19 protein-coding genes and 5 tRNA genes are annotated in these 19,418 nt (G+C 71.0%); 16 read left to right on the top strand and 8 right to left on the bottom strand.

Going from position 1 to position 19,418, the window contains the following annotated elements; all coding sequences use genetic code 11:
- Positions 1-108: 108 nt before the first annotated feature.
- On the bottom strand, positions 109-1,290 hold the full coding sequence (ygfZ, locus tag CBOVI_RS08455) for a CAF17-like 4Fe-4S cluster assembly/insertion protein YgfZ (protein ID WP_010268285.1): 1,182 nt from the start codon (positions 1,288-1,290) through the stop codon (positions 109-111).
- A 26-nt stretch (positions 1,291-1,316) separates the two neighbouring features.
- Here ygfZ and CBOVI_RS08450 point away from each other — a divergent pair, with 26 nt between their 5' ends.
- Complete coding sequence (locus CBOVI_RS08450; protein WP_010268289.1) at positions 1,317-2,186, top strand: aminodeoxychorismate lyase; 870 nt, start codon at positions 1,317-1,319, stop codon at positions 2,184-2,186.
- Here CBOVI_RS08450 and CBOVI_RS08445 read toward each other — a convergent pair.
- Complete coding sequence (locus tag CBOVI_RS08445; RefSeq protein WP_010268290.1) at positions 2,183-2,854, bottom strand: heme-binding beta-barrel domain-containing protein; 672 nt, start codon at positions 2,852-2,854, stop codon at positions 2,183-2,185. The two genes, CBOVI_RS08450 and CBOVI_RS08445, sit on opposite strands and share 4 nt — an antisense overlap.
- Positions 2,855-2,866: 12 nt before the next feature.
- Entirely contained in the window at positions 2,867-3,691 is an 825-nt protein-coding gene (locus tag CBOVI_RS08440; RefSeq protein WP_010268294.1) for an LmeA family phospholipid-binding protein, read from the bottom strand.
- Positions 3,692-3,765: 74 nt separating this feature from the next.
- Here CBOVI_RS08440 and CBOVI_RS08435 point away from each other — a divergent pair, with 74 nt between their 5' ends.
- The 6 genes from CBOVI_RS08435 (at position 3,766) to pstB (ending at position 9,610) form a co-directional block, all read left to right on the top strand.
- Entirely contained in the window at positions 3,766-4,446 is a 681-nt protein-coding gene (locus CBOVI_RS08435) for a winged helix-turn-helix domain-containing protein (protein WP_010268297.1), read from the top strand.
- Positions 4,447-4,450: 4 nt separating this feature from the next.
- Entirely contained in the window at positions 4,451-5,443 is a 993-nt protein-coding gene (mshD, locus tag CBOVI_RS08430; protein WP_029157855.1) for a mycothiol synthase, read from the top strand.
- A gap of 155 nt (positions 5,444-5,598) precedes the next feature.
- Positions 5,599-6,711 (top strand): phosphate ABC transporter substrate-binding protein PstS, encoded by a 1,113-nt coding sequence (pstS, locus tag CBOVI_RS08425; RefSeq protein ID WP_010268307.1) that lies wholly within the window; start codon positions 5,599-5,601, stop codon positions 6,709-6,711.
- 102 nt (positions 6,712-6,813) lie between these two features.
- The gene (pstC, locus tag CBOVI_RS08420; protein WP_010268310.1) at positions 6,814-7,872 is read left to right on the top strand and encodes a phosphate ABC transporter permease subunit PstC; all 1,059 of its coding nucleotides are present in this window, start codon (positions 6,814-6,816) and stop codon (positions 7,870-7,872) included.
- 10 nt (positions 7,873-7,882) lie between these two features.
- Positions 7,883-8,782 (top strand): phosphate ABC transporter permease PstA, encoded by a 900-nt coding sequence (gene pstA / locus CBOVI_RS08415; protein WP_010268313.1) that lies wholly within the window; start codon positions 7,883-7,885, stop codon positions 8,780-8,782.
- 51 nt (positions 8,783-8,833) lie between these two features.
- On the top strand, positions 8,834-9,610 hold the full coding sequence (gene pstB / locus CBOVI_RS08410) for a phosphate ABC transporter ATP-binding protein PstB (protein WP_010268316.1): 777 nt from the start codon (positions 8,834-8,836) through the stop codon (positions 9,608-9,610).
- On the opposite strand, the gene CBOVI_RS08405 is transcribed toward pstB, so the two are convergent.
- Both CBOVI_RS08405 and dusB read right to left on the bottom strand, forming a co-directional pair.
- Positions 9,611-10,342, bottom strand: coding sequence for a phosphate signaling complex PhoU family protein (locus CBOVI_RS08405; RefSeq protein ID WP_010268320.1), 732 nt, complete (start codon positions 10,340-10,342; stop codon positions 9,611-9,613).
- A gap of 24 nt (positions 10,343-10,366) precedes the next feature.
- A complete protein-coding gene (dusB, locus tag CBOVI_RS08400) occupies positions 10,367-11,548 on the bottom strand; it encodes a tRNA dihydrouridine synthase DusB (protein ID WP_258165002.1) in 1,182 nt (393 codons plus the stop codon).
- A 114-nt stretch (positions 11,549-11,662) separates the two neighbouring features.
- Here dusB and scpC point away from each other — a divergent pair, with 114 nt between their 5' ends.
- Together scpC and CBOVI_RS08390 are read left to right on the top strand one after the other, a co-directional pair.
- Complete coding sequence (scpC, locus tag CBOVI_RS08395) at positions 11,663-13,180, top strand: succinyl-CoA:acetate CoA-transferase ScpC (protein ID WP_010268329.1); 1,518 nt, start codon at positions 11,663-11,665, stop codon at positions 13,178-13,180.
- A 58-nt stretch (positions 13,181-13,238) separates the two neighbouring features.
- A tRNA-Lys gene (locus CBOVI_RS08390) sits at positions 13,239-13,311 on the top strand.
- A 36-nt stretch (positions 13,312-13,347) separates the two neighbouring features.
- Here the strand turns inward: CBOVI_RS08390 and CBOVI_RS08385 are convergent.
- On the bottom strand, positions 13,348-14,142 hold the full coding sequence (locus CBOVI_RS08385) for a M12 family metallo-peptidase (RefSeq protein ID WP_010268332.1): 795 nt from the start codon (positions 14,140-14,142) through the stop codon (positions 13,348-13,350).
- A gap of 221 nt (positions 14,143-14,363) precedes the next feature.
- On the opposite strand from CBOVI_RS08385, the gene CBOVI_RS08380 reads away from it, so the two are divergent.
- The 5 genes from CBOVI_RS08380 to CBOVI_RS08360 all read left to right on the top strand — a co-directional run bounded on the left by CBOVI_RS08380 (position 14,364) and on the right by CBOVI_RS08360 (position 15,315).
- Positions 14,364-14,615, top strand: a complete 252-nt coding sequence (locus CBOVI_RS08380; RefSeq protein ID WP_010268334.1) for a hypothetical protein — start codon at positions 14,364-14,366, stop codon at positions 14,613-14,615.
- A gap of 118 nt (positions 14,616-14,733) precedes the next feature.
- A tRNA-Glu gene (locus tag CBOVI_RS08375) sits at positions 14,734-14,806 on the top strand.
- Positions 14,807-14,851: 45 nt separating this feature from the next.
- Positions 14,852-14,928, top strand: a tRNA-Asp gene (locus tag CBOVI_RS08370).
- A 219-nt stretch (positions 14,929-15,147) separates the two neighbouring features.
- Positions 15,148-15,224: transfer RNA gene (locus CBOVI_RS08365), tRNA-Asp, on the top strand.
- A gap of 18 nt (positions 15,225-15,242) precedes the next feature.
- Positions 15,243-15,315: transfer RNA gene (locus CBOVI_RS08360), tRNA-Phe, on the top strand.
- 74 nt (positions 15,316-15,389) lie between these two features.
- Here the strand turns inward: CBOVI_RS08360 and epsC are convergent.
- Together epsC and cysK are read right to left on the bottom strand one after the other, a co-directional pair.
- Positions 15,390-15,956, bottom strand: a complete 567-nt coding sequence (gene epsC, locus CBOVI_RS08355) for a serine O-acetyltransferase EpsC (protein WP_010268337.1) — start codon at positions 15,954-15,956, stop codon at positions 15,390-15,392.
- A gap of 179 nt (positions 15,957-16,135) precedes the next feature.
- Complete coding sequence (cysK, locus tag CBOVI_RS08350) at positions 16,136-17,071, bottom strand: cysteine synthase A (RefSeq protein WP_010268339.1); 936 nt, start codon at positions 17,069-17,071, stop codon at positions 16,136-16,138.
- 238 nt (positions 17,072-17,309) lie between these two features.
- On the opposite strand from cysK, the gene CBOVI_RS08345 reads away from it, so the two are divergent.
- On the top strand, positions 17,310-18,128 hold the full coding sequence (locus tag CBOVI_RS08345; protein WP_010268342.1) for an enoyl-CoA hydratase-related protein: 819 nt from the start codon (positions 17,310-17,312) through the stop codon (positions 18,126-18,128).
- 371 nt (positions 18,129-18,499) lie between these two features.
- Positions 18,500-19,387: an acetate metabolism transcriptional regulator RamA gene (gene ramA, locus CBOVI_RS08340; protein ID WP_010268345.1), complete on the top strand. Its 888-nt coding sequence runs from the start codon at positions 18,500-18,502 to the stop codon at positions 19,385-19,387.
- Positions 19,388-19,418 lie beyond the last annotated feature (31 nt).

The following is a 19,418-nucleotide window of genomic DNA, read 5'->3' as shown; positions in this document are numbered from 1 at the left end:
GTTCGGGCCGCCCTCATGTGCTGACGTTGTCTGTTTCTTCCTGCCACCACAATAGCGGAGCAACCCCCGGTTGTCCGAAACCGCTGTCCGCGGGCCTGTCCGCCGTGGTCAGCGGCGGGGCGCACCCCGGAGCCGGCTGACCGCCTCCCGGCCCGGCCGGGGGGAGTCGTCCACCGTGAGGTCGCGCGGGTCGACCGCCGCGTCCACCCCGTCGACGGTGAGCGGCGGCACGTCGGTCCCCGCCGCGAGCGCGTCGAGCACCGCGCGCTTGACGAGCGCGAGGACGACCGGCCCCTCCTCGGCGTCGTGCACGGCGACCCCCGCGCGCCCGACCGTCCGGCCCCCGCCGACGACCGGCTCCCCCGGGGCCGGCAGCCGGTTCGCCGTCCCGTCGAGGTGGATCATGACGAGCGACCGCGGCGGCCGGCCGAGGTTCTGCACCCGGGACACGGTCTCCTGGCCGCGGTAACAGCCCTTGTTGAGGTGGACCGCCCCGTCCGACGGGCCGTCGGCGGCGTCGGCGAGGCGCGTCGGCCCCGTCGCACCCGGGCCCATGAACGCGGGCACCTCGTGGGGGATCACCCGGTCGTCCGTGTCCTCCCCGAGGACCGGCAGCCGGTCCCGGATCCGCAGCGCCCGCCCGGCCAGCGCCCCGGTCGGGCGGACGCCCGCGGCGGTGAGGGCGTCCCACGCGGCCGTCACCCCGTCCCGGGGGACCCACACGTCCACGGCGTCGTACCCCCCGAGCCGGCGGCTCGTCCACGCGACCGCCCCCGGCACGACCGGGTCGGCGGGGGACCCGGTCCCGCACCGGCCGGGCGTGCCCGGGGCCCCGACGACGGTGAGGCGGGTGAGGTCCGGCACGGTGACCTCGACCTTCGCCCAGAAGACCATCGAGCGCAGGTACCCGGCGAGCGCGTCCGCGGCGGCGGTCGGCGTGTCGAGGAGGAGACCGTCCGGCAGCGCCGAGACACCGAAGTGGTGGAGGACCCGGCCCTGGATGTCGAGGATGAGCGAGGACGTCGCGGCGCCGGTCGCGAGGGCGTCGAGCTTCTGCGAGGTCAGGGTGTTCAGCCACGTCGCCGCCTCCGGGCCCGTGACGAGGACGGCGGTGCGGTCCCAGCCGTCGACGACCCCCGGCCCCCGCTCCAGGCGGAGCTGCTCGACGAGCGGTTCCCCGTAGTGCCGGGCGGTCACCCCGCCGACACCGGTGCCGTCCTGCGCGGATGCACCGGCGACGTGGGTCAGCAGGGGCGAGACGGCACTCTCAGGATCAGTCACGCACCCCATCGTAGCGCCGTCTAGGCTCGGGGGTCATGACACCTCAGACCGGCAGCCGGTGCTGCGTCGTCGACGTCCTCGGCGGCGGCACCCTCCACGACCCCGACGTCCCCCTCCTCCACGCCGACGACCTCGCCGCCGTCCGGGGCGACGGCGTCTTCGAGACGATGATGCTGCGCGACGGCGCGGTGCGGAACGTCGACCGGCACCTCGCCCGCTTCCGCCGGGGCGCGGCGACCCTCGGCCTGCCCGCGCCGGACGCGGGGCGGTGGCTCGAGGCCACGGACCTCGCCGCCCGGACGTGGGGGGACGGCGAGGCCGCGCTGCGCTGGGTGTACTCGCGGGGCCGGGAGTCGACCGGGCGGCCCACCGGCTGGATCACGGTCCTGCCCGTCTCCGACGCGGTGCTGCGGGCCCGGCGGGAGGGGGTCGACGCGATGACCGCCGACCGGGGCTACCGCATCGACCTCGACGAACGCTCCCCCTGGGCGCTCATCGGGGCGAAGACCCTGTCCTACGCGGCGAACATGTCCGCCCTCCGCCACGCGCGGGAGCGGGGCTTCGGTGACGTCGTCTTCCTCTCCGACGACGGGACGGTCCTCGAGGGGCCGACGTCGTCGGTCGTCGTCGTGCGGGGGCGGCGGATGACCACGCCGCCGGTGGGGGAGGGGGTCCTGCCGGGGACGACGCAGGCCGCGCTGTTCGCCCTCGCCGCGGGCGAGGGGTGGGAGGTCGACGAGGAACAGCTCCGCGTCCCCGACCTCCTCGCCGCCGACGGGGTGTGGCTCGTGTCCTCGGTGCGGGGGCGGGCGCGGGTCCGGTCCCTCGACGGGACCGTCCTGCCGCGCCCGGCGTGCGCCGACGAGGTCGAGGCGCTCGTCGACCGGGCCGTGCTCGGCGGCTAGCCCATCACCCGGCGCAGCTCCGCCGAGCGCCACGGGCGGAGTTCACCGTCGACGAGGCGCTCGTCGACCCACCCGAGGTTGTTGTTCGGCATGAGCCCGTAGAGGCGCTTGCCCGGGCCGAGGGCCGCCGGGCCGGTCTCCGTCACCATCGTCGACGCGGACTCCAGCTGCCAGGCGCGCTCCGTCGTGGGGCTGCCGTAGAGGATCTCGGTGAGGCCGAGGCTGTGCGCGGCGACGACCTCGATCCGGTCGTCGGCGTCGATGCGCCAGAAGCCCGTCTCCCGCATGTCCTGGCCGGTCGGCTCGCCGTCGTCGTCGAGCCGCCACGTGCGGGAGGAGAACCGCAGGTAGTTCTCGCCGTCGTGGGCGAAGACGAGCTGCTGGCCGAAGGCGTACTCGGCGCCCTCGCCGTCGACCGGGGCGGCCCGGCCCTCGCCGCGCCACACGCCGACGAGCGGCAGGAGGGCGAGGAGCCCGTCGTGGAGGTTCGGCCCCTGGCGCAGGTTCGCCGTGTCCTCGGCGACGGGCAGGTCGCCGATCGTCGGGATGTTGCGGCCCCCGGTCGTCTTCGCGGCCTCGGCGGCGCGGTCGACGGCGGAGTTCCCGCTGAGCGGTGCTGTCTCGTTCGTGTCGGGCGTCTCGTTCGTGTCGGTCATGCGGTCCAGCATACGAGGGTCCGCTCAGAGCCCGGGCGTCTCGTCCTCGGTGAGGTCCCGGCCCCGGGGGGCGAGGTCGCTGACGCTCACCCGGGTGTACAGCTGCTCCGTCTCGACGGTCACCGAGCCGCCGCTGGTGTAGATGCGCGACGGGCGGGAGCGTAGCGGGAACGAGCTGCCCGGGATGTCCAGCCGGAACGTGTCCATGATCTGCCGGGTCAGGGCGGGGTCGAGGTCCGCGCCGTCGACCGAGGGGGCGCGGGGGCCGGTGTCCCGGGGCGCCCGGATGACGCGCGTCGGGACGATGTGGACGTCCCCCTCGCGGATCCGCAGGCGCATCTCGACCGCCGCCGGTTCGGAGAACCCGCGCGGGGTGCCCTCGAACACCGCCTCGGTCTCCCAGCCCCCCTGCGGCGAGATGTCGTCCTTGGCCTGGATGAGCAGGTCGTCGACCCCCATCCGGCGACCGACCGCGACGCCGTCGAGGCGGAGGCTCGTGAAGACCTTCCGCGCCGGGGCGTCGGTGAAGGACCCGGAGACGACCGCGTCGGTCGGGAGGGTGACCTTCTGGGCGGAGGAGGTCACCGAGACGAGCCCGAACCCGGGGACGTCGACGTCGTTCGCCTGGACCGAGACCGACGGGACCTCGTGGCTGAGGACCGCACCGAGGTACGGGAACCCCGTGACCTCGACCGCCGGTGGGGAGGCGAGGTGGGCGTCGCGGTAGATCCGCTCGGAGATGCGGTGCTCGGCGCGCGCGGCGACGAGCGCGTCGGCGACCGTCGCGGCGAGGAGCACCGCGACGACGACGCCGAGGGCGGTGAGGAGCCGTCGCCTGCGTGGAGTCACCCCTACAGTTGTACCCGACGTCCGTGCCTGTACCATCACAGGCATTCCGACGTGGGCGAGGAAGGAGCCGGACCGTGAAACTGTCCCTCCTGTCCGACGCCGACGACGTCGCCGCGGTCCTGCCCTCCCTCGCCCTGCTGCCGCACGAGGTCGAGCTGCTGCCGCAACGCGCGGCGTCCGTCCGCGAGATCGTCGACTCCACCGTGTGCGTCGTCGACGTCACGGGCACGAACCTCCTCGCCGCCCGTGACCTGTGCCGCGCCGTCGCCGCCGCGCACCCCGACCTCCCCGTCGCCGTCGCCATCGAGGAGACGAGCGTCATCGCCCTCGACGGGTCGTGGGCGGTCGACGACTTCCTCCTGCCCGGGGCGTCCCCGACGGAGGTCGACGCGCGCCTGCGGATGCTGCTCACCCGCCGGCCCGTGCCCGTCGAGGAGGCGGAGGACACGCAGGTCGCCGCGATCGGCGGGCTCGTCGTCGACGAGGTGACGTACGTCGCCCGCGTCGAGGGCCGGCCGCTCGACCTCACCTACAAGGAGTTCGAGCTCCTGCACTTCCTCGTCCGCAACGCGGGGCGGGTGTTCAGCCGGGAGCAGCTGCTCCAGGACGTGTGGGGGTACGACTACTTCGGGGGGACCCGGACGGTCGACGTCCACGTCCGCCGGCTCCGCGCGAAACTCGGCCACGATTACGAGCGCGTCATCGCCACGGTCCGTAACGTGGGCTACAAGGCCGTCGAGCTCGACGACCTCTGACCCCATGACCTGCACGGGAGGAGCACCAGTGCCTGAGGATGTCCGGTACCACCTGCTGGAGGACCGCCCCGGAGACGGGGGCCGTGCCGTGCGCGGGCTCCTCGACCGGGTCGCCGCCGCCGACGGCGTCGAGGCGCTGGGGGAGGCCTTCGTCCGCGGCCTCACCGAGGACCGGGGCCACCGGCACGTCCTCGCGGAGACGGCGGACGGGCGCGTCGTCGGCGTCCTCGCCGTCGACCGGGAGGACACCGCGGAGGTCGCCGTCGACCCCGACCACCGGCGGCAGGGGGTGGCGACGGGCCTCGCCCGGACCCTCGCCCCGACCGGGGGCGGCACCCTCAGCGTGTGGGCGCACGGCGACCTCGCCCCGGCGCAGGCCGTCGCCCGGGCCCGCGGCGCGCGGCGCGTCCGGGAACTGCTGAAGATGCGGGTCGACTGCCCGGAGGGGTCGGACCGGCGGGAGGAGTTCACCCGGGGCGCGGAGGCCGCCGTCGACGCGGTCGCCGCCGCGGGGCTCGAGGTGTTGACGTACCCGGAGGCGGTCGACCGCCACGGGCGTGACGTCGTCGACCGGCAGTGGACCGACGTCAACAACGAGGCCTTCGCCTGGCACCCCGAACAGGGCGGCTGGGACGTGGAGACGCTGCGGGCGGCGCGGGACACCGCGTGGTTCCGGCCCGAGGGGGTCGTCATGCTGTGGAGCGACGAGCCGCGCTGCCTGGGGTTCCACTGGACGAAGCTGCCGGAGGGGGAGGAGGCCGGGGAGGTGTACGTCGTGTGCCTCGCCGACGCGGCGCGCGGGCGGGGGCTCGGCGGGCCGGTGACGCTGCTCGGCATCGGGGAGCTCCTCCGCGAGGGGGCGCAGGCCGTCGAGCTGTACGTGGAGGGGGACAACGACCCGGCGGTCGCCACGTACCGTCGGCTCGGTTTCGGGGTCGAACACGCCGACGTGGTCTACCGGGGGGTGCTCGAGGGGGGACCTGCGGACCCGTCCTGAGCGGGACCGATACGGGAGTTCACGGAGAATTCACCGGCCGGGCGACTTTTGTCCATTGACAGCGGATAACTTACTGGTCGTTGCACAGCGGCGGGTCGACCCGACTCCGCCGTGCACATCAGCACGACTCACACTGCACACCCGGAGGAACCACCGTGAACGTCATCCGCACCCGCACCGGCGTGGCCGTTGCCACCCTCGTCGCCGGATCCCTCGTCCTCGCCGGCTGCTCGAACGCCGACAAAGCCAGCACCGGCGGCAGCTCGAGCGGCGGGGCGTCCGCCGGGAGCATGTCCAACACCCAGGGCGAGCTGCGGGGTGAAGGCGCGAGCTCCCAGCAGAAGGCCATGGAGATCTTCGGCAACGCCTACGCCTCCGCCGTGCCCGGGGCGACCCTCGCCTACAACGCCACCGGCTCCGGCGCCGGCCAGAAGCAGTTCATCGCCGGCCAGGTGGACTTCGGCGGCTCGGACTCCCCCCTGAAGTCCGACCAGGCCGCCGACGCCGCCAAGCGCTGCGAGGGCAACCCGGCCTGGCACCTGCCCATGGTCGTCGGCCCCGTCGCCGTCGCCTTCCACCTCGAGGGCGTCAACTCCCTGAACCTCTCGGTCCCGACGATCGCCAAGATCTTCAAGGGCGAGATCAAGAACTGGAACGACCCGGCCATCGCCGCGGAGAACGCCGGCGCCACCCTGCCGGACAAGCCGATCAGCGTGCTCTACCGCGCCGAGGAGTCCGGCACGTCCGACAACTTCCAGAAGTTCCTCAAGGCCGCGTCCGGCGGCGTGTGGACCTCCGAGGGCAAGACCTTCCCGACGGAGGTCGGCTCCGGTGCGCAGGGCTCGTCCGGTGTCGCCGACCAGGTCAAGGCCACCGACGGCTCGATCACCTACGTGGAGTCCGGCTTCGCCGACGCCAGCGGCTTGAGCAAGGCGAAGATCGACTTCGGTGCCGGCCCGGTCGAGCTCACCGCCGACAGCGTGAACAAGGCGCTGTCCTCGGTGTCCTACTCCGGCCAGGGCAACGACCTCATCGTCGACGCGGACAAGCTGTTCGCCATGAAGGAGTCCGGCGCCTACCCGCTCGCGCTGACGACCTACGAGATCGTCTGCTCGAAGGGCTACGACGACGAGACGAAGAACCGCGTCAAGGACTTCCTCACGGTCATGCTCGACAACCAGGGCTCGGACCTCGAGGAGGCCGGCTACATCCCCGTCGACGGTCCGTACAAGGACAAGCTGAAGAAGGCTGTCGACGCGATCTCCTGAGTCGCGTCCCCACCCCACGGATCGGCCGCACCACCCCCTGAGCCCGTCTCACCCCGGCCCAGGGGGTTTCGTGTGGGGCCGCCAGCATAAAGGACACACTTCATGGCTGACACAGCCGACACCACCGCCGTGACGACGGCGGACACCCCGGTCTCACTCCGCCCCGGGACACCGGGCCGCGGCGAGAACCAGGTCCCGTCGTCCGGCACCGGCGTCCGCCGCCCCGGTGACAGGATCTTCGAGTTCCTCTCGACCGGGTCCGCCACGCTCATCACCGTCATCATCGCCGCCATCGCGATCTTCCTCATCCTCCAGGCCGTCCCGGCCCTCGCCCGGGAGCGGGACGGCATCCTCGCCTTCCTCACCGACGGCGAGCGCTGGAACCTGGAGTACGCCACGAACGACGGCGGCTGGATGTCCTTCGGCATCCCGAACCTGTTCTTCACCACCGTCCTCGTCTCGCTCGTCGCCCTCGTCATCGCCATGCCCGTCGCCCTGGGTATCGCGGTGTTCCTCTCCAACTACTGCCCGGCCCGGTTCGTCAAGCCGCTCGGGTTCCTCGTCGACCTCCTCGCCGCCGTGCCGTCGATCGTCTTCGGCATCTGGGGCATGCAGGTCCTCGGCCCGTTCCTCGGCCCGTTCTACGAGTGGCTGTCCGGCTGGGCGGGAGGGTTCTTCCTCTTCGACTGGCAGCAGGGCACGTCCCCGGCGTTCTCGACGAGCCGCAACATCTTCACCGGTGGCATCGTCCTCGCCGTCATGATCCTCCCGATCATCGCGGCGACGGCCCGCGAGGTCTTCGTCCGGACGCCGAAGGGGCACGTCGAGGCGGCCCTCGCCCTCGGCGCGACCCGCTGGGAGGTCGTCCGCATGGCCGTGCTCCCGTTCGGCTTCTCCGGGTACGTGTCCGGCGCGATGCTCGGCCTCGGCCGCGCGCTCGGCGAGACGATGGCGCTGTACATGGTCATCGCCTCCGCCCCCGGGTTCCGGGCCTCCCTCATGGACGGTGGCACGACGTTCGCGACGGCCATCGCCAACGCCGCCCCCGAGTTCAACGACGACCTCAAGGCCGGCGCGTACATCGCGGCGGGCCTGGTGCTGTTCGTGCTCACCTTCGTGGTGAACGCGGCCGCCCGCGCCGTCGTCGCCAACAGGAAGTAGGACTTTCGCGATGACACACGCACTCCCGGCGGACACCCCCCGCTTCACCGGCATCTCCTCGTCCCGGAAGATCCGGAACACCGTGGCCACGGTCGTCGTCTACGCGGCGATGGCCCTCGCCCTCATCCCCCTCGTCTGGATCCTCGCGACCCTGCTCGTCAAGGGCCTCCCGACGATCCTCAGCCCGGACTGGTGGGCGTTCGACATGTACGGCCAGCTGTCCAACAAGCCCGGCGGCGGCATCTCCCACGCCATCGTCGGCACCCTGTCGCAGGCCGTCGTCACGACGGTCCTGTCCGTGCCCATCGGCATCTTCACCGCCGTCTACCTCGTCGAGTACTCCCGGGGCGGGATCCTCGGCCGGATGACGACCTTCATGGTCGACATCCTCACCGGTGTCCCCTCGATCGTCGCGGCGCTGTTCATCTACGCGCTGTGGATCACCCTCTTCGGCTTCAGCCGGTCCGGCTTCGCCGTGTCCCTCGCCCTCGTGCTCCTCATGATCCCCGTCATCGTCCGGAACACGGAGGAGATGCTGCGGATCGTGCCCCAGGACCTGCGCGAGGCGTCGTACGCCCTCGGCGTGCCGAAGTGGAAGACGATCGCGAAGATCGTCCTGCCGACGGCCCTGTCCGGCATCGTCACCGGCGTCATGCTCGCCGTCGCCCGGATCATGGGCGAGTCCGCCCCGGTCCTCATCCTCGTCGGCGCCACCCCGGTGCTGAACTGGAACGTCTTCGAGGGCAACCAGAACTCCCTGCCGCTGTTCATGCTCGAGATGTACAAGCTCCAGGCGAACGACCAGGTCATCGCCCGGATGTGGGGCGCCGCCCTCACCCTCGTCCTCATCATCGGCCTGCTGACCGTCGCCGCCCGCATCATCTCGCGGCGCTTCTCCGTCCGCACCTGACCCCGGCCACCCCGGCCACCACCGCCACCACCCGACCCAGGAGACCCCATCATGGCCAAGCGCCTCGACCTCAAGGACGTCGACATCTACTACGGCGACTTCCACGCGGTCCAGAACGTCAACCTCAGCGTCCCCCCGCAGTCCGTCACCGCCTTCATCGGCCCGTCCGGCTGCGGCAAGTCCACCGTGCTGCGCACCCTCAACCGGATGCACGAGGTCACCCCCGGTGCCCGCGTCACCGGTGAGATCCTCCTCGACGGGGAGAACATCTACGGTCCGAAGATCGACCCCGTCGCCGTCCGCAACACGATCGGCATGGTCTTCCAGAAGGCCAACCCGTTCCCCACGATGTCCATCGAGGAGAACGTCGTCGCCGGCCTCCGCCTCGCCGGGGAGAAGAACAAGAAGAAGCTCAAGGAGGTCGCCGAGCGGTCGCTCCGCGGCGCCAACCTCTGGGACGAGGTCAAGGACCGCCTCCAGAACCCCGGCGGCGGCCTGTCCGGCGGTCAGCAGCAGCGCCTGTGCATCGCCCGCGCGATCGCCGTCGAACCCGAGGTCCTGCTCATGGACGAGCCGTGCTCGGCCCTCGACCCCATCTCCACCCTCGCCGTGGAGGACCTCATCCACGAGCTGAAGTCCGAGTTCACCATCGTCATCGTCACCCACAACATGCAGCAGGCCGCCCGGGTCTCCGACCAGACGGCCTTCTACTCCCTCGAGGCGACCGGCAAGCCCGGCCACCTCGTCGAGGTCGGCCCGACGAAGCGGATCTTCGAGAACCCGGAGAAGAAGGAGACCGAGGACTACATCTCGGGCCGGTTCGGCTGATCAGGCCTCGCCGTACCGCCGGCGGATCTCGTTGAACTGCTCGCGCATCGTCGCCTGCTGCTCCTCGGTCCGCCGGGACACCTCGTACTCGGCGGGCTGCATGCCCGTCGCGAGGTACACGACCCGCGTGCCGATGTTCACGGCGTGGTCGTTGTACCGCTCGAAGTAGCGGGAGAGGAGGACGACGTCGACCGCCGCGGTGACCCCGTGGGGCCAGTCCCTCGCGGTGGTCAGCTGCATGATGTGGTGCTGGATGTCGTCGACCGCGTCGTCGTCGAGGGCGAGCTCCATCGCCCGCTCCGGCTCGTACGTCGCGAGGATCTCGTGGAGCTTCCCGCTGTTCGCGTCCGACAGCCGGACGAACTCGCGGAAGTAGGGGGCCAGGGCCTCGGGCACGACGGCGTCCGGGTGGCGGCGGCGCGTCGTCTTCGCCACGTGCACCGCGAGCGCGGCCATGCGGGCCAGGTCCTCGACGATGTGGAAGCCGGACACGACCTGCCGCAGGTCCCGGGCGACCGGGGCCTCGAGGGCGAGCAGCTCGAAGGCCCGTGCCTCACACGTGGACCGCAGGTCCTCCACCGAGTCGATGGAGCTCACGACGCCCTCGGCCGCGGACAGGTCGCGGTCGAGCAGTGAGTGGCCGGCGGACCGCATCATGGTCCGGACGTAGTCGGACATGACCGTGAGGTCGCGGGCGAGACCGCCGATGTTGTCGTTGTAGGCGCTGCGCATGACCGCCGATGATACCGGGAGGTGTCAGCCGCCGCTGTTCTCGGCGTCCGCCCCCGCGGACGGCACCATCGCGTCCTCCGGGTCGTCCAGCCAGCCCTCCGGCAACGCCACCTTCGCGGGGGAGCCCTGCCGCCCCCGCGCGCCGTCGGCGTCGTCGGCGCGGGTGTCCGCGAGACCGCTGTCCCGCACCGTCGCCAGCGCCTCCCGGAGCTCCGCGAGGGAGCTCACCCGGGCGAGCGTGCGCCGCAGGTCACCGCCGGCGGGGAAGCCCCGCAGGTACCACGTCACGTGCTTGCGCAGGTCGCGGCACGCCTTCTCCTCGCCGTCGTGGGCGGCGAGGAGTTCGGCGTGGCGGACCATGACGTCCGCGACCTCGCCGAACGTCGGCTCCTCCGGCACGGGCAGCCCCCGCAGTTCCGCGGAGAGCTCGGCGAACAGCCACGGCCGGCCCAGGCACCCGCGGCCGACGACGACGCCGTCGCAGCCCGTGCGGTCCATCATCGCCCGGGCGTCCGTCGCCCGGAAGATGTCCCCGTTGCCGAGGACCGGCACCCCCGTGCCGTCCATGTGCTCGACGAGGCGCGCGATCTGCGTCCAGTCCGCCTCGCCGGAGTACCGCTGCGCCGCCGTCCGCGCGTGGAGGGCGACGGCCGCCGCACCCTCCCCGGCCGCGATCCGCCCGGCGTCGAGGTGGGTGTGGTGGTCGTCGTCGATCCCCACCCGGAACTTCACGGTGACCGGGACGTCCGTGCCCTCCGTCGCGCGCACCGCGGCGGCGACGATGTCCCGGAACAGCCGGCGCTTGAACGGCAACGCCGCCCCGCCGCCGCGCCGGGTGACCTTCGGCACGGGGCAGCCGAAGTTCATGTCGACGTGGTCCGCGAGGTCCTCCTCGACGATCATCCGCGTCGCCCGGTACGTGTACTCCGCGTCCGTCGTGTAGAGCTGCAGGCTGCGGGGGTTCTCGTCCGGGGCGAAGGTCGTCATGTGGAGGGTCTTCGGGTTGCGTTCGACGAGTGCGCGCGCCGTGACCATCTCGCAGACGTAGAGCCCCGACACGCTCCCGGTGCGGGCCAGCTCCTGCTCGCGGCACAGGGTGCGGAACGCCACGTTCGTCACCCCGGCCATCGGGGCCAGGACGACGGGGGAGGGGAGCTCCACGGGGCCGATACGCAGGGCGGGGCCGGTGCTGGCGGTGTTTCTCACCGGCCCAGGGTCTCACACCCTGCGGCGACGACGAAAGCTGGGACGCACCTGAGACGGTGGGCGTAGGCTGAGGTCATCGACCACCATCGACCACAGCTGCCCAGGAGGGAACACATGACCGACCGCATCGCCAGCACCGCACTCCGGGGGAAGGTGATGAGCGCGGACGACGCCGCCGCGTTCATCGTCGACGGGGACCAGATCGGGTTCTCCGGCTTCACCGGTGCGGGCTACCCCAAGGAGGTCCCGGGGGCGCTGGCCCGGAGGATCACCGCCGCGCGGGACGCCGGCGACCAGTTCCGGGTCAACGTCCTCACGGGCGCGTCCACCGCCCCGGAGCTCGACGGCGTCCTCGCCGAGACCGGCGGCGTGAACTGGCGGATGCCGTACCAGTCCGACCCGTCGCTGCGGAAGGCCATCAACGACGGGACGACGTACTACAGCGACATCCACCTCTCCCACTCCGGCATGATGACGACCGAGGGGTTCTTCGGTGACGTCGACGTCGCCGTCATCGAGTGCGTGAAGATCAACGCCGACGGCTCCGTCGTCCCCTCCTCCTCCGTCGGCAACAACGTCAACTACATGGACGCCGCGAAGAAGGTCATCCTCGAGGTCAACGAGTGGCAGTCCCCGGGGCTCGAGGGCATGCACGACATCTGGACCCCCGGTCTGCCCCCGAACCGTCGGCCGATCCCGATCACCGGCTCCGGCGACCGCATCGGGACGACGTCGATCCCCCTCGACCCGGAGAAGGTCGTCGCCGTCGTCATGACCGACGCCCCGGACCGCAACTCCCCGTTCAAGCCCCTCGACCAGGACTCCAAGGACATCGCCGGGCACCTCCTCGAGTTCTTCCGCCACGAGATCTCCCGGGGGCGGCTGACGAAGGAGCTCCTCCCGCTCCAATCCGGCGTCGGCAACATCGCCAACGCCGTGCTCGCCGGCCTGCTCGAGTCCGAGTTCGAGAACCTCACCTCCTACACCGAGGTCATCCAGGACGGCATGGTCGACCTGCTCGACTCCGGCAAGATGACGCTCGCCTCGGCGACGTCCTTCGCCCTCTCCCCGGACGCGGCCGAGCGCATGAACGACCGGGCCGAGGAGTACGCGCGGAAGCTCATCCTCCGCCCCCAGGAGATCTCCAACAACCCCGAGGTCATCCGCCGCCTCGGCGTCATCGCCACCAACGGCATGATCGAGGCGGACATCTACGGCAACGTCAACTCCACGCACATCAGCGGCTCGAAGATGATGAACGGCCTCGGCGGGTCCGGCGACTTCACCCGCAACGCGTACATCTCCGTGTTCGTCTCGCCGTCGCTGGCGAAGGGCGGGGACATCTCCGCCATCGTGCCGATGGTCAGCCACCACGACCACACCGAGCACGACGTCCAGGTCATCATCACCGAACAGGGCCTCGCCGACCTGCGCGGCCTCGCCCCGCGGCAGCGGTCCCGCGTCATCATCGAGAAGTGCGCGCACCCGGACTACCGGGCGCAGCTGCTCGACTACGTCGAGCGCGCCGAGCGGCTGTGCACCGGGACCCGGTCCCTGCACACCCCCCACGACCTCGGCGAGGCGCTGTCCTGGCACCGGCGCTTCCAGGAGACCGGGTCGATGAAGAACTAGCCCGGGGTGGTCGTCTAGAATCACCGACGGCGGCGCGGCAGCGGCCGGGCCGCCGGACGGGCCTTTAGCTCAGTTGGTAGAGCTACGGACTTTTAATCCGCAGGTCGTGGGTTCGAGCCCCACAGGGCCCACCGTATTTTTCCGGGGCGCGGGGGAGCGCCGGCAGGTCAGCGGTACGCCGCGACCTCCGGGATCGTCCGGGCGAAGACCGAGGCGATGTCGCTGGGGTGGTCGCCGCCGCGGGTGCCGAAGGGCTTGCCCTCCACCGTGACGTCGGGGTTCGAGTACATGGCGATCCGGTGGCACTTCGAGCCGCAGATCGGGGAGTTCATGTAGGCCATGATGTCGACCCGGCCGTCCGGGGAGGCGAAGCCGTGGGCCTCCGGGGTCGAGCCCGGGTCCGGCACCGTCGCCCAGTCGTGGGCCGCCCCGAGGTTGTGGCCGAGCTCGTGGGCGAACACGCCCGCCTCGCCCTTGCGGGGGATGGGCTCGAGCCAGTCGTTCCCGACGACGCTGAAGGCCTGCTTCGAGGTGTTCTTGCCGAGGGGGAGTCGCGGCTGGTGTCCGATCCCGGCGACACCCGGGACGACGAGTGATACGAGATCCGCCTTGTGGGAATCGCGGAGCGACGCGACATGGGAGTCCTCGGAGACCCACTTCAGGAGTTCATTGTGGGACCCCTGCGGAATATCGATGACTTCGGTTCCCGCGAGGTTGACGTGGCCGTCGATGCGGCTGTCGGAGAGGGCCTTGTTCATGCCCTCGACGCTCTTGCGCACGGCGGCGTCGGCGGCGCCGCGGCTCCCGCGGGCCTTCACGACGGACTGCGGGTAGACAACGAGCAGGTCGATGGTGTGCTGGGCATCGGCGGCGACGGCGGCCGGGGTCGCGACGGTGGTGACCGCGGCGAAGGTGGTGAGGGCGGCTGCGGCCGCCGCCACGATGGACCGGGTGAATGCCATTGTTGGCGTCCTTTCTGGGGTCTGCGATTGCGTCGATTTTCTGCGAGACGCGGGGACATTTTAACCATTTCCGTGGGAGTGGGTGAAGGGGGTTTTTCCGGTGGTATGGGTGTGTGCGGCGGACACGGGTATCATCGGGGGCGACGACGGGTCGCATCCGCCGCCCGTCGGGACCGTGAATTCCCGCGGGGAATTCCCCGCACGCGAGAGAGTGGAGCACCATGTTCAAAACGACCGTCATCGCCGTCATCGTCGCCGTGCTGGCCGCCATCGGGGCCTACGCCCTGTGGAGCCGGAGCCGCGCGGCGTCGGTCGCGCTCGGGTTCGTCTGCCTCGTCGCCTCGGCGGTCGCGGTGCTGACCGCGTTCATCGGCGCGGTGGCCGTCGCCTTCAAGATCCTCCCGATCATCCTGCTGATCCTCGGCATCGTCATCGTGTGGAAGGCCTTCTCCGGGCGCTCCTCCCGGCAGTGACGTCGCGCAGCCCGAAAAAGCGGGCGTAACCTGCTGTTTTGTGTGGTTCGCAGAGGGTGCATTATGCTGAACGAGCTGCCGAGAACAAGCAGATCGCCTGCGGTTCAGCTGTGGGCGGGCTCCCATCGTCTAGTGGCCTAGGACTCCGCCCTTTCACGGCGGCAACACGGGTTCGAATCCCGTTGGGAGTACGGTGCGAACCGTCTCCCCGAGGTTCGCAGCCACAACAACAGAATGGCCCTGTGGCGCAGTTGGTTAGCGCGCCGCCCTGTCACGGCGGAGGTCGCGGGTTCAAGTCCCGTCAGGGTCGCCACCGGAGAAGGCCGGACGCATCGAGCGTCCGGCCTTCTCCGCGTTCGCGTGTTCGTGCGTGGGCCGCGTCGTCCCCCGGTCGTCCCCCGGTCGTCTCCCGGCCTGTAAGGGCCGTGAACTGCGCGTTTGGAGGGTTTCCGCGCCACTGTGTAGAGTATCGAACCGGTGCACGGCGCGTCCCGGTTCCGGCCGGAGGCGCGCTTGTTGTCATCAGAGATATGGCCCTGTGGCGCAGTTGGTTAGCGCGCCGCCCTGTCACGGCGGAGGTCGCGGGTTCAAGTCCCGTCAGGGTCGCCACGGAGGTTCGCCTCCGATGGCCAGATAGCTCAGTCGGTAGAGCGTTCGCCTGAAAAGTGAAAGGTCGCCGGTTCGATCCCGGCTCTGGCCACACCGACACGAAACCCCCGCCCGGGATTCCCCGGCGGGGGTTTCGGCTGTGCCGGGCGCGGCCGCCCGGGGGACTCAGATGTTGTTCTGCAGGTCGTCGACGTACTCCGCGGGGTCGACGAGCGGCGTGCACTCCTCCGGCTTCCGGGGCCGGATCTTCGCCGGGATGCCGATGAGGATGGAGTCCTCCGGCGCGTCCTTCGTCACGACGGCGTTCGCGCCCACCGCCGACCGGGCGCCGATCGTGATCGGCCCCAGCACCTTCGCGCCCGCGCCGATCATGACGCCGTCGCCGATGGTGGGGTGCCGCTTCCGGTGGACCAGTTCGGCCCCACCCAGGGTGACCCCGTGGTAGAGCATGACGTCGTCCCCGATCTCGGCCGTCTCACCGATGACGACACCCATGCCGTGGTCGATGAAGAACCGCCTCCCGATCGTCGCCCCGGGGTGGATCTCCACCCCGGTGAGGAACCGGGTGACCTGGCTGAGGACACGGGCGGGGCCGCGTGCCCCCGACGTCCACAGGCGGTGGGCGACCCGGTAGCTCCAGATCGCGTGGAGCCCGGAGTAGACGAGCGCGTTCTCCACGTCGCCACGCGCCGCCGGGTCGTGCAGACGGGCGTTGTCCAGATCCTCTTTCATTGTGCCGAGCAGGCTCACCTGGGCTCCCTCCCGCGTCCCCGGGGGGAGCGGCGTCAGTAGGTTCGTCGGTTTCGTCGTACAACGGCAGGCCCCGGGCACCGCATTCCCCGGGGGTGCCGGGGAGGGGTGCACAGGGCCTGTGCCGTGGGTCTGTCCGGGCCGGTGACGGCCGGCGACGGTCAGTCGCGCAGGTCGTCGAAGAGGATCGTCGAGACGTAGCGCTCACCGAAGTCGGTGACGACGGTGACGATCGTCTTGCCCTTGTTCTCCGGCTTCCGCGCCTCCTCCAGCGCGGCCCACACGTTCGTGCCGGACGAGATGCCGCCGAGGATGCCCTCCTTGACCGCGAGCTCGCGGGCGGTCGAGACGGAGGCGTCGAGCGGGGCGTCGATCACCCGGTCGAGGATGTCCCGGTTGAGGTTCTCCGGGTAGAAGTTCGTGCCGATGCCCTGGATCTTGTGGGGTCCGAAGCGGCCCTCGGTGAGCAGGGGGGAGTCCGCGGGCTCGACGCCGACGACCTCGACCGACGACTTCTGCTCCTTGAGGTACTTCCCGACACCCGAGACCGTGCCGCCGGTGCCGATCCCCGCGACGAAGATGTCGACGGCACCGTCGGTGTCCTCCCAGATCTCCGGGCCCGTGGTGCGGTAGTGCACCTCGGGGTTCGCCGGGTTGGAGAACTGCCGGGCGAGGACCGCGTTCTCCGTCGACTCGACGATCTCGTTGGCCTTGTCCACCGCGCCCTGCATCCCGGCCGGGGGCGGGGTGAGGACGAGCTCGGCGCCGAGGGCGCGGAGCATGACGCGGCGCTCCATCGACATGGACTCCGGCATCGTGAGGATGACCTTGTAGCCCTTCGCCGCGCCGGCCGTGGCCAGGGCGATGCCGGTGTTGCCCGACGTCGCCTCGACGATGGTGCCGCCGGGGGAGAGCTCGCCGGCCTTCTCCGCGGCCTCGATGATGGCGACGCCGATGCGGTCCTTGACCGAGTTCGCCGGGTTGGCGGACTCCAGCTTGACGAGGACCGTGGCCTCGAGGCCCTCGGTGAGGCGGTGGAGCTTCACGAGGGGGGTGTTGCCGATGAGTTCCGTGATGTTGTCGTGGATCTTCGCCATGGGGTTCCTTTCGGTTGCTGAGGGGCACCGGTGCGCCGACAGGCTGTCGTCCGGCGGAGGGGCTGGCCGCAGACCGAACGTAGACCGATCAGTCTGTCCATACCGCACCCATCCTACCCTCCGTGCCGGGCCGGCGGGGACGAACCGGACAGCTCCGCGCACCCGCCCCGCCGACGCCGCGATACGTCACAATGGAGGGGACCCGACCCGCGGACACCGACGAAAGGACACGACGACCATGACCCGTGACACGCAGGACACCCCGACCGGAGGGGCCGCGGAGTACACCGCGATCACCACGCAGACCAGCGACGACGGCGCCGTCGCGACGATCGTCCTCGACCGCCCGAAGGCCCTCAACGCCCTGAACTCGCAGATCCTCGCCGAGGTCCTCGACGCCGTCGAGGGGTTCGACGCGGACGACGCCGTCGGGGCCATCGTCATCACCGGCGGCGAGAAGGCCTTTGCGGCCGGGGCCGACATCAAGGAGATGAAGGACCGCACCTTCCCCGAGGTCCGGGAGGAGCAGCTCTTCCTCGACTGGGAACGTCTCACACGTGTGCGCACCCCGATCATCACGGCCGTGTCAGGCTTCGCCCTCGGCGGGGGATGTGAGCTGGCGATGCTCGGCGACATCATCCTCGCGAGCGAGACCGCGCGGTTCGGGCAGCCGGAGATCACCCTCGGGATCATCCCGGGCATGGGCGGCACCCAGCGGCTCACGCGCGCCGTCGGCCGCTACAAGGCGATGGACCTCATCCTCACCGGCCGCATAATGGACGCCGAGGAGGCCGAGCGCTCCGGCCTCGTGTCGCGCGTTCTGCCTGCGGAGACGTTCCGCGAGGACGTCGCCGAGATCGCCGCGACGGTCGCGGGCATGCCACGGGTCGCCGTGCACGCGGCGACCCAGGCGGTCGACACCGCGATGGAGACCCCGCTGTCCGTCGGCGTCACCGCCGAACGCGAGGCGTTCTGGTCCCTCTTCGCCACCGACGACCAGAAGGAGGGGATGGACGCGTTCGTCTCCCGGCGCACGCCCCGGTGGACGAACCGCTGAGGGGTCGGGGGAGGCTCCTCTGACACACCCGGGGACCTGTCACGTGTCACAGGTGGCGGTCTCATAGCGCACCGTGTGCCGTCTCGGCCATCCGGGGGTGCCGTGACGGTGGTCGGCCGGGGGGACCGTGATTGGGTCGTGCCCGGCCGGGGATAGGGAAGTCCTGCATCACCAAGATCACACCTCCCCCTGTCGGTGCAGGTCAGAGGCCATGTCAGGGGGCTTCCCCGGTGCGCTCGGAGCCGCCGCGGCGGGTGCGCGTTTGGGGGTGACGGCGTGTGGTTTTATACTGACCCCTGGCAAGGCCAGATCCCCGCATATGGGTGTTCCCGTCGATCGCGGGCACCGTGTACGTAAAGGAAGATTGAGCCGTGGAGCAGCAGCGACACCGCGAAGACGAGGACGCCATCCGTGGCGCGCTCTCCTCGCTGAGGAATGCGACGGGGATCCCCGTCACCATGTTCGGCGCCGGCCAGGGGGACGGCAGACTGATGATCACCTCCTGGGTCGGGCTCCGGACGCCCGCTCTCCACAACCTCCAGATCGAGGCGGGGACCGGCGTCGGCGGGCGGGTGCTCGTCACCCGCCGGCCCGTCGGCGTCTCCGACTACGTGCGGGCGAAGTCGATCAGCCACGAGTACGACCGGCAGATCAAGGACGAGGGGCTCCACTCCATCGTCGCCGTGCCCGTCATCGTCGGACGGGAGGCACGGGGGGTGCTGTACGCGGGCGTGCACTCGCCGGTCCGCATGGGGGACAAGGTGCTCGAGGAGGTCACCATGACCGCCCGCTGCCTGGAGCAGGAACTGGCCGTGAACGCCGCGCTCCGGCACGGGGACAATCCGCGGCCGGCGTCGTCCTCCATGACGGCGGCGGTGACGGCCGGGGCCGCGACGACCCCGGGCAAGAGCGTCCGGTCCATGTCCGGGGCGGAGTGGGAGCAGGTCCGCGCGACGCACTCCAAGCTCCGCATGCTGGCCAACCGGGTCACCGACGAGGAGATCCGCCGCGACCTCGAGGTGCTCTGCGAGCAGATGGTCTCCCCGGTGCGCGTGAAGCAGACGACGAAACTCTCCGCCCGGGAGCTCGACGTGCTCGCGTGCGTCGCACTCGGCCACACCAACGTCGAGGCCGCGGAGGAGATGGGCATCGGCGCGGAGACCGTGAAGAGCTACCTGCGGTCCGTCATGCGCAAGCTCGGCGCGCACACGCGGTACGAGGCCGTCAACGCCGCCCGCCGCATCGGCGCGCTGCCCTGATGCCCTGACACGCCGGCGTCGCCGCCGCACG

This window comes from Corynebacterium bovis DSM 20582 = CIP 54.80, from assembly GCF_030408615.1.
GTDB lineage: Bacteria > Actinomycetota > Actinomycetes > Mycobacteriales > Mycobacteriaceae > Corynebacterium > Corynebacterium bovis.
The sequence above is the reverse complement of the archived record's forward strand: the minus strand, read 5'-3'. Positions and strand labels throughout refer to the sequence as shown.

Excerpts from the sequence above, each read along its gene's own strand:
- ygfZ (WP_010268285.1), bottom strand. The coding sequence starts at position 1,290 with ATGGGGTGCGTGACTGATCCTGAGAGTGCCGTCTCGCCCCTGCTGACC.
- CBOVI_RS08380 (WP_010268334.1), top strand. The coding sequence starts at position 14,364 with ATGTTCAAAACGACCGTCATCGCCGTCATCGTCGCCGTGCTGGCCGCC.
- epsC (WP_010268337.1), bottom strand. The coding sequence starts at position 15,956 with ATGAAAGAGGATCTGGACAACGCCCGTCTGCACGACCCGGCGGCGCGT.
- pstA (WP_010268313.1), top strand. The coding sequence starts at position 7,883 with ATGACACACGCACTCCCGGCGGACACCCCCCGCTTCACCGGCATCTCC.
- pstB (WP_010268316.1), top strand. The coding sequence starts at position 8,834 with ATGGCCAAGCGCCTCGACCTCAAGGACGTCGACATCTACTACGGCGAC.
- scpC (WP_010268329.1), top strand. The coding sequence starts at position 11,663 with ATGACCGACCGCATCGCCAGCACCGCACTCCGGGGGAAGGTGATGAGC.
- CBOVI_RS08445 (WP_010268290.1), bottom strand. The coding sequence starts at position 2,854 with ATGCTGGACCGCATGACCGACACGAACGAGACGCCCGACACGAACGAG.
- mshD (WP_029157855.1), top strand. The coding sequence starts at position 4,451 with ATGACCTGCACGGGAGGAGCACCAGTGCCTGAGGATGTCCGGTACCAC.
- CBOVI_RS08405 (WP_010268320.1), bottom strand. The coding sequence starts at position 10,342 with ATGCGCAGCGCCTACAACGACAACATCGGCGGTCTCGCCCGCGACCTC.
- pstC (WP_010268310.1), top strand. The coding sequence starts at position 6,814 with ATGGCTGACACAGCCGACACCACCGCCGTGACGACGGCGGACACCCCG.
- cysK (WP_010268339.1), bottom strand. The coding sequence starts at position 17,071 with ATGGCGAAGATCCACGACAACATCACGGAACTCATCGGCAACACCCCC.
- CBOVI_RS08385 (WP_010268332.1), bottom strand. The coding sequence starts at position 14,142 with ATGGCATTCACCCGGTCCATCGTGGCGGCGGCCGCAGCCGCCCTCACC.
- CBOVI_RS08450 (WP_010268289.1), top strand. The coding sequence starts at position 1,317 with ATGACACCTCAGACCGGCAGCCGGTGCTGCGTCGTCGACGTCCTCGGC.
- CBOVI_RS08345 (WP_010268342.1), top strand. The coding sequence starts at position 17,310 with ATGACCCGTGACACGCAGGACACCCCGACCGGAGGGGCCGCGGAGTAC.